This window comes from Micromonospora acroterricola (genome assembly GCF_003172955.1).
GTDB lineage: Bacteria > Actinomycetota > Actinomycetes > Mycobacteriales > Micromonosporaceae > Micromonospora > Micromonospora acroterricola.
Map to the genome: position 1 here is coordinate 1 of NZ_QGKR01000138.1, position 13,701 is coordinate 13,701.

Below are 13,701 nucleotides of genomic sequence, written 5' to 3' on the forward strand. Positions count from 1 at the left end.
GGCCCACCCCATCAACGCCACGGACTTTCAGCAGGTCGAGCTGGCCCGCGGCGTGGCCGACATGGGCGAGCCGATGTCGCTGGCCGTACTGCCGGACCGCTCGGTCCTGCACACCGCCCGCAACGGCACACTGCGCCGCACCGACGCCAACGGCACCACCTCCGTGATCGGCACCCTGCCGGTCTACACGCACGACGAGGAGGGGCTGCAGGGCGTCGGCGTCGACCCGAACTTCGCCAGCAACCGGCAGGTCTTCCTCTACTACGCCCCGCCGCTCTCCACCCCCGGCGGCGACGCGCCCGCCACCGGCACCGACTTCTCGGCGTGGCAGGGCGTCAACCGGCTCTCCCGGTTCACCCTCAACGCCGACTTCACCCTGAACCAGGCCAGCAAGGTCGACGTGCTCGACGTGCCGGCCGACCGGGGCCTCTGCTGCCACGTCGGCGGCGACATCGACTTCGACGCCGCCGGCAACCTCTACCTCTCCACCGGCGACGACACCAACCCCTTCGAGTCCGCCGGCTACTCGCCGCTGGACGAGCGAACCAACCGCAACCCGGCGTACGACGCCCAGCGCAGCGCCGGCAACACGAACGACCTGCGCGGCAAGATCCTGCGGATCAAGGTGAACGCGAACGGGACGTACTCCATCCCGTCGGGCAACCTGTTCGCGCCCGGCACGGCCCGGACCCGTCCGGAGATCTACGCGATGGGCTTCCGCAACCCGTTCCGGATCAGCGTGGACAAGGCCACCGGCGTCGTCTACGTCGGTGACTACGGGCCGGACGCCGGCTCCACCAGCTCCACCCGCGGGCCGTCCGGCCAGGTGGAGTTCAACCGGATCCCGTCGGCGGGCAACTACGGTTGGCCGTACTGCACCGGCACCAACACCGCCACCGAGACGTACAACGAGTGGGACTTCGCCAGCAACACCGGCGGGGCGAAGTACAACTGCACCGGCGGGCCGACCAACAACTCGTTCCGCAACACCGGGCTGCCCACCCTGCCGGGGGCCAGGCCGGCCTGGATCCGGTACGCCGGTGACGCCGGCACCCCGACGGAGTTCGGCGGCGGCTCCGAGTCGCCGATGGGCGGCCCGGTCTACCGGTACAACGCCTCGTCGACCTCCACCACGAAGTTCCCGCAGTCGTTCGACGGGCAGTTCTTCGCCACCGAGTTCGGGCGCGGCTGGATCAAGCCGATCCACGTCAACGCCGACGGCTCCCGGGGCACCATCGACACGTTCCCCTGGGTCGGCAAGCAGGTGATGGACTCGGCGTTCGGCCCGGACGGCGCGTACTACGTGCTCGACTACGGCACCGGCTACTTCAACGGTGACGCCAACTCCGCGCTCTACCGCTTCGACTACGTCGCCGGCGGCAACCGGGCGCCCAACGCCGCCGCCAGCGCCAACCGGACCTCCGGCGCCGCGCCACTGGCGGTGACGTTCTCCTCGGCCGGCTCGTCCGACCCGGAGGGCGGCGCGCTGACGTACTCCTGGAACTTCGGTGACGGCACCACCTCCACGGCGGCCAACCCGACGAAGACGTACACCGCCAACGGCACCTACACGGCGACGCTGACCGTCCGGGACCCGCAGGGCGCCACCGGCACCGCCAGCGTGCTGATCAACGTGGGCAACACCGCCCCGACGGTGACCATCAACAGCCCCGGCAACGGTCAGCTGTTCAGCTTCGGCGACACGGTGCCGTTCAGCATCACCGTGACCGACCCGGAGGACGGCACGATCGACTGCACGAAGGTCAAGATGACCTACGTGCTCGGGCACGACCAGCACGGGCACCAGATCACCTCGAAGACCGGGTGCTCGGGCTCGATCACCATCCCGGTCGACGGTGAGCACGACGACGCGGCGAACATCTTCGCCATCTTCGACGCGGAGTACACCGACGCCGGTGGGCTCACCACCCACACCCAGCACACGCTGCCGCCGCGACACCGGCAGGCCGAGTTCTTCGGCAGCTCCTCCGGGATCAACGTGTTCAGCAAGACCCCGGCCGAGGGCGGCAAGACCGTCGGCGACATCAACAACGGTGACTGGATCTCGTTCCAGCCGTACCGCCTGGGCAACGTGACCTCGTTCAGCGCCCGGGTCTCCTCGGCGGGCGCCGGCGGCACCCTCCAGGTCCGGGCCGGCTCGGCCACCGGCACGGTGCTCGGCTCGGCCACGGTCCCGGTCACCGGGGGCTGGGAGACCTTCGCGACGGTGACGGGGTCGATCACCAACCCGCCGACCGGCACGACCACGCTCTACCTGACCTTCGCCGGGTCGGGCACCGGCGCGCTCTACGACCTGGACGCGTTCACCTTCGTCACCGGTACGCCGCCCACCGGCGGGGCCGGGCCGATCAAGGGTCTGGGCGGGAAGTGCCTGGACGTGCGCAACGCCGCCACCGCGGACGGCACGCAGATCCAGATCTACACCTGCAACGGCAGTACGGCGCAGACCTGGACCGTGACGCCGAACTCCACGATCAGGGCGCTGGGCAAGTGCCTCGACGTCTCGGGTGGCGCTTCGGCCGACGGCACCAAGATCCAGCTCTGGACGTGCAACGGCACCGGGGCGCAGAACTGGGCCGCCCAGGCCGACGGCACGGTGCGCAACGCGGCGTCGAGCAAGTGCCTCGACGTCTCCGGAAACAACTCGGCGGACAGCACCGTCGTGCACCTCTGGACCTGCACCGCCGCCGCGAACCAGAAGTGGATCCTGCCCTGAGTTGACAGGAAGGGCCCCTCGGTGACGCCTAGTGTCGTACGAGGGGCCCCTCCTAACCGTTCTTAGGAGAGCGACATGCGCAGACTCCTGCGACCCGTCCTCGGCGCGGCCACCGCCGTCCTCGCCGTCATCGCCTGCACCACCCCGGCCAGCCCTGCCAGCGCCGCCGACGCCCCCTACGACGTGCTGGTCTTCTCCAAGACCGCCGGCTTCCGCCACGACGCGATCCCGGTCGGCATCCAGACCATCCGGGACCTCGGCGCGGGCAACAACTTCACCGTCACCGCCACCGAGGACGCCGCGGCGTTCACCACCGCGAACCTCAACCAGTACGAGGCGGTGGTCTTCCTCAACACCACCGGTGACGTGCTCAACGCCACCCAGCAGACCGCGTTCGAGTCGTACATCGGCTCGGGCCGTGGCTACGTGGGGGTGCACGCCGCCGCCGACACCGAGTACGACTGGCCGTTCTACGGCAACCTGGTCGGCGCGTGGTTCGCGTCGCACCCGGCGATCCAGCAGGCCAACATCAAGGTGGAGGACCGGGGGCACGCGGCGACCGCGCACCTGCCGCAGACCTGGACCCGCACCGACGAGTGGTACAACTACCGGACCAACGCCCGGTCGACCGCTCACGTGCTGACCACCCTGGACGAGTCGTCGTACTCCGGTGGCGGGATGGGCGCCGACCACCCGCTGACCTGGTGCAAGAGCTACAGCGGCGGCCGGTCCTTCTACACCGGCGCCGGGCACACCCAGGCGTCGTACGCGGAGCCGGCGTTCCGGGCCCACCTGCTCGGCGGCATCCGGTACGCGGCCGGTCGGAGCAAGGCCGACTGCCGGCCCGAGACCGGCTACACCCCGATCTACAACGGCTCGACCGCCGGCTGGTCGCAGGCCGGCCCGGGCAACTTCACCAACTCCGACGCCACCCTCACCTCGGTGGGCGGCATGGGGCTGTTCTGGTACAACGCGAAGCAGTTCACCAACTACTCGCTGAAGCTGGACTGGAAGCTTGCCGGCGACGACAACTCCGGCATCTTCATCGGTTTCCCACCGTCGAGTGACCCGTGGTCGGCGGTGGACAACGGCTACGAGATCCAGATCGACGCCACCGACGCGGCCGACCGCACCACCGGGGCGGTCTACACGTTCAAGTCCGCCGACATCGCGGCCCGCGACGCGGCGCTCAACGCGGCGGGGGAGTGGAACACCTACGAGCTGCTGGTGGAGGGCGAACGTCTCCAGATCTTCCTCAACGGAGTGAAGATCAACGACTTCACCAACACGAACCCGGTCCGTTCGCTGGCCGGCCACATCGGCATCCAGAACCACGGCACCGGCGACGACGCCTCGTTCCGCAACATCCGGGTCAAGGAGCTGGGCACCACGCCGCCGCCGACCGGGAACACCACCGTCCAGGCCGAGGCGTTCAGCTCGGCCAACGGCGTCACCCCGTTCACCAAGGCGGGCGCCAACGGCGGTCAGACCATCGGTTACATCGACCCGGGCGACTGGGCCGCGTACAACGGTGTGAACCTGACCGGGGTCACCTCGTTCACGTCCCGGGTCGTCTCCGGCGGCGCCGGCGGCACCATCCAGGTGCGGACCGGTTCGGCCACCGGCCCGGTGCTCGGCTCGGTCGCGGTGCCGAACACCGGCAGCTGGACGACCTTCGCCAACGTCACCACGGCCCTGTCGAACGTCCCGTCCGGCACCCAGAACCTCTACCTCACGTTCACCGGTAGCGGCACAGGGCTCTTCGACGTGGACGACTTCACCCTGGTCAAGGGCGGCGGTGGCGGCACCCCCGGGACCGGCCCGGTCAAGGGTCTGGGCGGCAAGTGCCTCGACGTGCGCAACAGCGCCACCGCCGACGGCACCCAGATCCAGATCTACACCTGCAACGGCAGCACGGCGCAGACCTGGACCGTGACGCCGAACTCGACGGTCAAGGCGCTGGGCAAGTGCCTGGACGTGTCCGGCAGCGGCACCGCCGACGGCACCAAGATCCAGCTCTGGACCTGCAACGGCACCGGGGCCCAGAACTGGGCCACCCAGGCCGACGGCAGCCTGCGCAACGCGGCGTCGAACAAGTGCCTCGACGTCTCCGGGAACAACTCGGCGGACGGCACGATCGTGCACCTCTGGACCTGCAACGGCGCGGCCAACCAGAAGTGGACCCTGCCCTGACCCCTCGCTGATTCGGCCCGCCGGGCGTGCCCCGCCCGGCGGGCCGGTCCCAGCCGTGAGCGCGATACCTCAGAGGCATAGATATACCTCTGAGGTATCGCGCTCGCGCGGTTGCGGGCGGCGCTTCGCGGCGGCGCCCCGCACGGCGGCCAGCTCAACCGACCGCCGCGCCGACCGGGCGTGTCCGTGGCCGCCGCGCCGACCCGGGCGTGTCCCGTGGACGCCGCACGCCGGCTCACAGGCGGCTGCCGTACCTTGACCGGCATGGGGCGTTTCGCGCGGTGGCACCGGATGGCGCGGGCGCAGGGTCACCGGCTGCGCGAGGCGCTGCGCGGGCCCGAGGAGCCGGACCTGTCGACCGGGCCGCCGCCCAGCCTGAACCGCCTCGACGCGCTGGTGGAGGGTTTCGCCGCCGGCCAGCCGGTGCACTGGACCCTGGCCGGGCCGCCCCGGCCGCTGCCCGGTGCGGTCGACGTGGCGGCGTACCGCATCATCGAGGAGTCGCTGACCAACGCGCGCCGGCACGCCCCGGGCGCTCGGGTCGCGGTCCGGCTGCGCTACGACGCCGAGGGCATCACGATCGAGGTACGCGACGAGGGCGCCGGCCCCGCCGCCGGCGGCAGCCCGGGTGCGGGGCGGGGTCTGCTCGGCGTACGCAGGCGTGCCGAGCGGATCGGCGGGAGCTTCACCGCCGGTCCGCGTCCCGGCGGCGGCTTCACCGTCCGGGCCGTGCTGCCCGCGCCGGAGGAGATGGCCGAGTGACGCCACCGGGCGCCCGTCACCCGGGATCGACCGGCGTCACCGCGCTGCGGCCGGCCGGCCGGAAACCGCCCGAACAACCCGGGGCCGTGGGCTTTCGCGATGCGACGGGCGGAAATAGGGTGGGAGCGGCGACCGTGACGGTGGCCGGTGACCCGGTGGGAGGCGCAACCCGCCGGGCCCAGGTGCGTCCCGCACCCACCGGTGTCCCGTCGCGACGCCGCGTACCGGTCTGACCGGTCACCCTCGCCCCGGTCCGCACACGGAATCCCCATCACAACAGGGGGAGAAGGACAATGGCGCGACCCATCACGCTCTTCACCGGCCAGTGGGCCGACCTGCCGTTCGAGGAGGTCTGCCGGCTCGCCTCCGAGTGGGGCTACGACGGTCTGGAGATCGCCTGCTGGGGCGACCACTTCGAGGTCGACAAGGCGCTCGCCGACGACTCGTACGTCGATCGCAAGCGGGAGACGCTCGCGAAGCACAACCTCGAGGTCTTCACGATCTCCAACCACCTGGTCGGTCAGGCGGTCTGCGACCACCCCATCGACGAGCGGCACCAGGACATCCTGCCGGGCCGGATCTGGGGCGACGGGGAGCCGGAGGGCGTCCGCCAGCGGGCCGCCGAGGAGATCAAGGACACCGCGCGGGCGGCGGCGAAGCTCGGGGTGAAGACGGTCGTCGGCTTCACCGGGTCGTCGATCTGGCACACCCTGGCGATGTTCCCGCCGGTGCCGCCGGCGATGATCGAGCGCGGCTACCAGGACTTCGCCGACCGGTGGAACCCGATCCTCGACGTGTTCGACGAGGTGGGGGTGCGGTTCGCGCACGAGGTCCACCCCAGCGAGATCGCGTACGACTACTGGACGACGAAGCGGACGCTGGAGGCGATCGGCAACCGGCCCGCGTTCGGGCTGAACTGGGACCCGTCGCACTTCGTCTGGCAGGAGCTGGACCCGGTGAACTTCATCTTCGACTTCGCCGACCGGATCTACCACGTGGACTGCAAGGACGCCAAGGTGCGCACCGGGGACGGCCGGCGCGGGCGGCTCGCCTCCCACCTGCCCTGGGCCGACCTGCGCCGCGGCTGGGACTTCGTCTCGACCGGGCACGGGGACGTGCCCTGGGAGGACTGCTTCCGGGCGTTGAACGCGATCGGCTACACCGGCCCGATCTCCATCGAGTGGGAGGACGCCGGGATGGACCGTCTCGTCGGCGCCCCGGAGGCGTTGCAGTTCGTCCGCCGGCTGGCCTTCGACGCCCCGAGCGCCGCCTTCGACGCCGCGTTCAGCAGCAAGGACTGACCGCCCGGCGGAGCGGTCGGACCGCACCCGGACAGACCACGGGCCGGTCGCCTACCGGCGACCGGCCCGTCAACGTGCGGTTGGTCAGAGCGTGCTGGCGTTGGTGCCCGAGCCGGACGGCTTGCTGCGGGGGGTCGTGGCCGACGGCGACCCGGAGGTCGAGCCGGCCGTGCTGCTGGAGCCCGACGAGCCGGAGCCCGCCTTGGCGCCCATGGTGGCGGGCGTGCCGGCGAACGCGTCGTCGGCGGCGGTCAGCTCCTGCTTGCCGGAGCCGCCGTTGCCCGTGCCCAGCTTCTCGCCCAGCTTGGTCTGGCCGAGCTTGTCCTTGCCCTCGCTGTAGAGCTTGTTGGCCTGGGCCTGCGCGACCCCGGCCGCCTCCTGGACGGTCGGGTGGTCGAGCACCTTGCGGCCCCGGACCACGAGCTCTTCGTACTTCTCCCGGCCGGCACGGGCGCCCAGGACGAATCCCGCAGCCAGCCCGCCAAGAAACATGATCTTTCCGCGCATGGCGGCTCCTTCCGTACCTGACGCGCCGTCACCCCCGGCGGGCTGCCCCGCCGGGCGCGACCAATCCGCGCCTGCGTCCTCTGTCCGCAGCTAACTACCCATCCTGCTCTCCGCTCATGCCTGCTTGTGCCGGGATGACGATTTGCCCCGATTATCGATGGCTGCGGCCTTGACCTGGGACGCCTCGATGATGGCGAGGCGGCGGGGAACCCACTGGACCACCACCCCCGGATGTCCTGTACTCTTGTCCCGTCGCACGGCGATCGGGGAGATCCGGTAGCCGAGCGGTGTGCAGTCCCCTGTAGCTCAATTGGCAGAGCAGCCGGCTGTTAACCGGCAGGTTATTGGTTCGAGTCCAATCGGGGGAGCTTCTCCACCCAACGCCCGTCGGCAGAGAGCCGGCGGGCGTTTCCGTGTCCCCACCAACCCCGGGCTCGCACCACAACTCCATGATCCACTCGGGCTGACCGGTTCGGCGCCTCCGAGGCCCGCTCGCCCGGCAGGATGGTTCGTGTCGACGTGGACCCGTGCTGCGTCGATCGATGCGTCGATTCTTGGGGTGGATGGGATGTCCGGGCGAGGAGGGGGCGGCGGCCGGGCCACGCTGGTCGCGGTGGCGGTCGTACTGGCCTGGCTGGTCATCGGCGGCGTGGCCGGGCCGTACTCCGGGCGGCTCGGCGAGGTCGCCACCAACGACAACGCCGCCTTCCTGCCCACCGACGCCGAAGCGACCCGCGCCCAGGACCTCGCCGGCGAGTTCGTCGACCGGCAGACGATCCCCGCGCTCGTCGTCTACGAGCGGACCTCGGGCATCACCGACGCCGACCGGCAGCGGGCGAGCACCGACGTCGCCCGCTTCGCCCAGGTGCCCGGTGTGGTCAACCCGCTGCCCCCACCGATCCCCAGCGAGGACGGCCAGGCACTCCAGGTCGTCGTACCGGTGGACGACGCCGAGGGGGAGGAGATCGGCGCGGTCGTCGAGCAGCTCCGCGACATCGCCGGCGGCGACCGGGACGGGCTCGCGGTGGACGTCGCCGGACCGGCCGGCCTGCTCGCCGACCTGATCGAGGTCTTCTCCGCCATCGACGGGCCACTGCTGCTGGTCACCCTGGTCGTGGTGCTGATCATCCTGCTGATCGTCTACCGCAGCCCGGTGCTCTGGGTCTTCCCGCTGTTGGCCGCGGGCATGTCGTACGCGCTGGCCTCGGTCTTCGTCTACCTGCTCGCCGACGCCGACGTGCTCAAGCTCAACGGGCAGGCTCAGGGCATCCTCACCGTGCTGGTGTTCGGCGCCGGCACCGACTACGCGCTGCTGCTCATCGCCCGGTACCGCGAGGAGCTGCACCGGCACGACCGCCCCTGGCACGCGATGCGCACGGCCTGGAAGGGCGCCGCGCCCGCCATCATCGCCTCCGGCGGCACGGTCATCCTCAGCCTGCTCTGCCTGCTGCTGTCCAGCCTCAACTCCAACCGCGCGCTCGGCCCGGTCGCCGCCATCGGCATCGCCGCCACCCTGCTGGTGATGCTCACCTTCCTGCCCGCGCTGCTGGTGCTCGGCGGCCGGTGGGCGTTCTGGCCCCGGCGTCCCCGTGCCGACCAGGCCGACCCGCAGACCGAGCACGGCATCTGGAGCCGGATCGCCGGCTTCGTGGCCCGGCACGCCCGACCGGTCTGGCTGGTCACCGCGGCCGTGCTGGCCCTCCTCACCCTCGGCCTCACCCAGCTCGGCGCCACCACCCTCGGCCAGTCCGACCTGTTCACCCAGCGCACCGACTCCGTGGTGGGCCAGGAGGTAATCTCCCGGCACTACCCGGCCGGCACCGGCAGCCCGGCCACCATCTTCGCCACCGAGCAGACCGCGCGGCAGGTGGCCCAGGTGGCGCAGGGCGTCCGTGGCGTCGCCGCCGTGCGCCCGCTCAGCGCCACCCCGCAGGCGGGCCCACCCGAGGAGAACGCCGCACCGAAGGTGGTCGACGGGCGGGTTCAGCTGGAGGCCACGCTGGCCGACCCGCCGGACAGCGACAGGGCCGAGCGGACCATCCGAGACCTGCGGGTCGCCGTACACCAGGTGCCCGGCGCCGACGCGGTGGTCGGCGGCTTCATCGCGATCAACGTGGACACCTCCGACGCCGCCCGGCGCGACCAGAACGTCATCATCCCGGTGGTGCTCGTGGTCATCGCGATCATCCTGGCCCTGCTGCTGCGCGCACTCCTCGCCCCGGTGCTGCTCATCGCCACCGTGCTGCTCAGCTTCGCGGCCACCCTCGGCCTCTGCGCGCTGCTGTTCCGCCACGTCTTCGGCTTCCCCGGGGTGGACACGTCGTTCCCGCTGTTCGCGTTCGTGTTCCTGGTCGCGCTCGGGATCGACTACAACATCTTCCTGATGAGCCGGGTCCGGGAGGAGTCCGTCCGGCGCGGCACCCGGGCCGGCGTGCTCGCCGGCCTCGCCGTCACCGGCGGGGTCATCACCTCCGCCGGCATCGTGCTCGCCGCGACCTTCTCCGCGTTGGCCGTCCTGCCGCTGGTGGTGCTCGTCGAGCTGGGCACCGCGGTCGCCGTCGGGGTACTCATCGACACCATCATCGTCCGGTCGCTGCTGGTGCCCGCGCTCTCGTACGACATCGGGCCGAAAATCTGGTGGCCGGGCCGGTTGTCCCGGACGGAACGGTGAGCGGGAGGCCCGCGATGCTCGCTGAGACCGACGTGGCCATCGTCGGCCGCGTCCGCACCCAGGCCGGCGACATCCCCCCGCCGCGCCGCGCACCACAGGGGCGGCTACGCAAGCCGGTGGCCCTGGGCGAGGGGCTGTTCGTGCCGGTGACCACCGCGACAGCCCATCGATCCAGGGCGCGCTGACCGGCGGCTGGCGCGCCGGGGCGGTGCTGGCGGAGCTTCGCCCGACGTAGCCCGGCGGTTGACGACCAGAAAAAGCGGGACGTCGCCGCCGTAGTTGATCACCTATGATCGCCGCCATGCCCGCCCCTCTACCGGCCCCCACCTTCGACGCCGGTGCCGCGTACCCCGAGGTCAACGACCTGCATAAGGCGCTCGACGCCGCCGACTGGCCCGCCGTGCAGGCGCTGTTCGCGGACCGGGACCCCGGCTTCCACACGCTGCTAGTCGGGGAGGCTGGCGACCACATCGGAGCCGCGGCGTTCCTACGCCGCGTGTACGACGAGGACCCCACCGACCAGCTCGCCGGCACTCTGCTCGGCACCCACCTCATCCGTGCGGGTTGGCGGATTCGCAGCGCCGCCCGAGCCCAGCACGTCAGCCGGTCGCAGTTCGACAAGTTCCACGAGCACCTGCGTCGCGCCGAGCAGGTGCTCATCGACGTCACCGCGCGGTACCCGGACGACGCGGATGCCTGGACCCAACGGATCACCCTCGCCCGGGGTCTTGAATTGGGCCAGAACGAGGCGCGCCGCCGCTATGACCGCCTCGCCCGCCACCATCCCCACCACGCGCCCGCACAGGCGAGTCTGCTCCAGCAGCTCTGCCCGAAGTGGAGCGGTGACTGGGACCGGGCATTCGCCTTCGCCCGCGAGTGCACCCAGGCCGCACCCGGCGGGGCACCCAACGCGGTGCTGGTCGCGGAGGCACACCTGGAACGCTGGCTCGACTTCGACAGCGAGCGGGAGTGGGCAGCGTACCTGCGGGACAACCCGGTGGCGGACGAGGTCATGCAGGCCGGGCAGCGATCCGTGCTGCATCCGGAATTCGTCAACCGGCCGGGCTGGGTCTGGGTCCGCTCGACGTTCGCGCTGATGTTCAGCCTGACCGAGCAGTGGTCCGCCGCCGCCGGCCAGTTCAGAGCCCTGGGCAACCTGGGGACCGACTACCCCTGGGCCTATGTCGACGGGGCCGAAGGCTTCACGAAATACCGCGCCAAGGCGTACGCGAAGGGTGGCCAGTCGTGATCCAGCACCTGGACGTGGACGGCGTACCCACGCTGCTCGCCCCCACCGGCGGGCCGATGCACGCCGGGCTGACCTTCCGGGTCGGCACCGCCGACGAGACCCTCGCACGCGCCGGCACCACCCACCTCATCGAGCACCTCGCGCTCGCACCACTCGGTCTTGCCGACTACCACGTCAACGGCATGACCGCCCCCGCGTTCACCACGTTCCACACCCAGGGCTCCGAGACGGACATCGCGGCGTTCCTCACCGCGGTCTGCGGGCACCTCTCCGACCTGCCGGTGGCGAGGCTGGACGTCGAGAAGGAGATCCTGCGCACCGAATGGAGCAGCCGGGGCGCCGCCGCGATGGACGAGATCCCGCTGTGGCGGTACGGCGCCCAGGACTTCGGACTGAGTAGCTACCCGGAGTGGGGCCTGGGCGCGCTCACCGCTGACGACCTGCGCGAGTGGACCGCTCGGTGGTTCACCCGGGAGAACGCGGTGCTCTGGATCGCCGGCGAGCGGGTACCCGCCGGGCTGCGGTTCGCGCTGCCGGCCGGGGTCCGTCAGCCGGTGCCGGCGGCCTCGTCGGTGCTGCCGCAGACGCCGGCGTACTTCGTCAACGGCGCCCGGGCCGTGGTGCTCGACTCCGTGGTGCGGCGGCGCACCGCCGCCAGCATCTTCGCCGGAGTGCTGGAGCGTGAGCTGTACCGGTCGTTGCGCCAGGACGCCGGCCTGTCGTATACCACCACGGCCGGGTACGAGCCGCGTGGCGACGGGTACGCGTCGCTGCGGGCACTCGCCGACGCACTGTCAGAGAAGCAGGACGCGGTGCTCGGCGGCTTCATCGACGTCCTCGCCAAGCTGCGGGTCGGGCGGATCGAGCAGGCGGACTTGGACGCCACCGTCGCCAAGCGGGAGGACTCCCTCAGCACCGCGGAGGTGGAAGCCGCGCGGCTGCCGTCGTACGCCCTCAACGTGTTGACCGGTGAGCCGAACCCCACCATCGACGAGCACCGGGCCGAGTTGAAGGCCGTCAGCCTCGCGGACCTGCACGAGGTGGCCGGGGAGGTGACGGCGTCCGCGCTCCTCATGGTGCCCGGCGGGCACACCGCCGACTGGGCCGGCTTCGCCGCCGCACCCACCCACTCGACCGAGATCCTGCAGGGCACCACCTACTCGTCAATGGAAGGGAACGCCGCGCTGCGGATCGGCGCGGACGGAGTGACCCTCCTGCGGACCGACCACCCGCTGACCGTCCGGTACGACGACTGCTCCGCCGTGCTGGTCTGGCCGGACGGCGCGCGGCAGCTCATCGGCTCGGACGCCATCGCGCTGCACATCGAGCCCACCCTGTTCAACCTGCACCCGGCGGCGATCCCGGCCATCGACGCCAAGGTGCCGGACGACCGGCAGATCGCCATGCCGGCCCGCGCCCCAGACGCGATCCCACAGCCGAAGGCCGTCGTACGGCAGCCCACGAAACCGGCCAACAGTACCTGGTGGGAGGTCCCCGCGATGGTGCTCAGCGGGGTGGGTGTCCTACTGGTGGGCGGGCTGAGCGTGCTGCTGACCCTCGCCATGCTTCTCACCGAGACCGAGCCGGGCGAGGAACAGCTCTGGGGCGCCGTCGTGGTGCTCTGGCTGCTCACTGTTATTCTCGCGTTGCCCATCGTGAAGCGACGGCGACGGCGGCGGCGGCGGCGATGAGGTGGGGCCGGATCGCTGCTGGCCCGTGATCCACGGGGCGGGATAAGATCCGGCGCGGTGTCGGGGCGGTAGCTCAGCCGGTTAGAGCAGGGGACTCATAATCCCTCGGTCGCGGGTTCGAGTCCCGCCCGCCCCACCAGCCGTTTTCCCTGGTCATCCATGCTGTCGACGACCCGGACGAACCGCATCGAGATCCGGACCGATGCCCTCAGTCCGCACTGAGTCCGCAGCAGCACGACCCGCCGCCCGGTCGAGTCGGTTCGCCACCTGGTCCAAGTCGTCCTCGAACAGGTCCGCGTAGACGTCCAGCGTCATCGCCGCCGAGGCGTGCCCGAGCATCCGCTGCACCGCCTTCACGTTGGCGCCCTCGGCCACCGCCAGACTGGCCGCCGTGTGCCGGAGCTCGTGCGGCGTCAGTTCGGCGAGGCCGATCGACTGCGCAGCGCGAACGAAGACCCGGCACTCACAGACTGGCCGGAAGTGCTCGCCCTCATCACCAAGGCAGGACCAGCCGAAGTCATCAGGCAAGTCCGAGCAGCAGAAGCCAGTGACGCGCACGGCCGCAAGTGGCCACGTGGCAAGACCCACGA

8 protein-coding genes, 2 tRNA genes and 2 pseudogenes are annotated in these 13,701 nt (G+C 71.2%); 10 read left to right on the forward strand and 2 right to left on the reverse strand.

The features are described 5' to 3' along the window. The 4 genes from DKT68_RS05975 to DKT68_RS05990 all read left to right on the forward strand — a co-directional run. On the forward strand, window positions 1–2,737 hold a 2,737-nt coding region (locus DKT68_RS05975; RefSeq protein WP_109816420.1), incomplete at its 5' end, for a PQQ-dependent sugar dehydrogenase. A gap of 75 nt (window positions 2,738–2,812) precedes the next feature. Beyond that, complete coding sequence (locus DKT68_RS05980) at window positions 2,813–4,930, forward strand: ThuA domain-containing protein (RefSeq protein WP_109816421.1); 2,118 nt, start codon at window positions 2,813–2,815, stop codon at window positions 4,928–4,930. A gap of 264 nt (window positions 4,931–5,194) precedes the next feature. Continuing rightward, complete coding sequence (locus DKT68_RS05985; protein ID WP_109816422.1) at window positions 5,195–5,692, forward strand: sensor histidine kinase; 498 nt, start codon at window positions 5,195–5,197, stop codon at window positions 5,690–5,692. A gap of 293 nt (window positions 5,693–5,985) precedes the next feature. Beyond that, the gene (locus DKT68_RS05990; RefSeq protein ID WP_074313495.1) at window positions 5,986–6,993 is read left to right on the forward strand and encodes a sugar phosphate isomerase/epimerase family protein; all 1,008 of its coding nucleotides are present in this window, start codon (window positions 5,986–5,988) and stop codon (window positions 6,991–6,993) included. An 84-nt stretch (window positions 6,994–7,077) separates the two neighbouring features. Here DKT68_RS05990 and DKT68_RS05995 read toward each other — a convergent pair whose 3' ends face one another. Next, entirely contained in the window at window positions 7,078–7,500 is a 423-nt protein-coding gene (locus tag DKT68_RS05995) for a hypothetical protein (RefSeq protein ID WP_109816423.1), read from the reverse strand. 295 nt (window positions 7,501–7,795) lie between these two features. On the opposite strand from DKT68_RS05995, the gene DKT68_RS06000 reads away from it, so the two are divergent. The 6 genes and pseudogenes from DKT68_RS06000 (at window position 7,796) to DKT68_RS06025 (ending at window position 13,250) form a co-directional block, all read left to right on the forward strand. Beyond that, window positions 7,796–7,868: transfer RNA gene (locus tag DKT68_RS06000), tRNA-Asn, on the forward strand. Window positions 7,869–8,068: 200 nt separating this feature from the next. Beyond that, a pseudogene (locus tag DKT68_RS06005) lies at window positions 8,069–10,196 on the forward strand (MMPL family transporter). A 61-nt stretch (window positions 10,197–10,257) separates the two neighbouring features. Further along, a pseudogene (locus tag DKT68_RS06010) lies at window positions 10,258–10,406 on the forward strand (amine oxidase); the annotation flags it as partial. Between the two features lie 66 nt (window positions 10,407–10,472). Further along, window positions 10,473–11,420 (forward strand): tetratricopeptide repeat protein, encoded by a 948-nt coding sequence (locus DKT68_RS06015; protein ID WP_146218293.1) that lies wholly within the window; start codon window positions 10,473–10,475, stop codon window positions 11,418–11,420. Continuing rightward, entirely contained in the window at window positions 11,417–13,111 is a 1,695-nt protein-coding gene (locus DKT68_RS06020; RefSeq protein ID WP_109816426.1) for a M16 family metallopeptidase, read from the forward strand. The genes DKT68_RS06015 and DKT68_RS06020 overlap by 4 nt, the downstream gene beginning before the upstream one ends. A gap of 62 nt (window positions 13,112–13,173) precedes the next feature. Beyond that, window positions 13,174–13,250: transfer RNA gene (locus DKT68_RS06025), tRNA-Ile, on the forward strand. Between the two features lie 14 nt (window positions 13,251–13,264). Here the strand turns inward: DKT68_RS06025 and DKT68_RS31370 are convergent. Then, window positions 13,265–13,639: a tyrosine-type recombinase/integrase gene (locus DKT68_RS31370; protein ID WP_236646733.1), complete on the reverse strand. Its 375-nt coding sequence runs from the start codon at window positions 13,637–13,639 to the stop codon at window positions 13,265–13,267. Between the last annotated feature and the right edge of the window lie 62 nt (window positions 13,640–13,701).

Excerpts from the sequence above, each read along its gene's own strand:
- DKT68_RS05990 (WP_074313495.1), top strand. The coding sequence starts at position 5,986 with ATGGCGCGACCCATCACGCTCTTCACCGGCCAGTGGGCCGACCTGCCG.
- DKT68_RS05995 (WP_109816423.1), bottom strand. The coding sequence starts at position 7,500 with ATGCGCGGAAAGATCATGTTTCTTGGCGGGCTGGCTGCGGGATTCGTC.
- DKT68_RS05980 (WP_109816421.1), top strand. The coding sequence starts at position 2,813 with ATGCGCAGACTCCTGCGACCCGTCCTCGGCGCGGCCACCGCCGTCCTC.
- DKT68_RS06015 (WP_146218293.1), top strand. The coding sequence starts at position 10,473 with ATGCCCGCCCCTCTACCGGCCCCCACCTTCGACGCCGGTGCCGCGTAC.
- DKT68_RS05985 (WP_109816422.1), top strand. The coding sequence starts at position 5,195 with ATGGGGCGTTTCGCGCGGTGGCACCGGATGGCGCGGGCGCAGGGTCAC.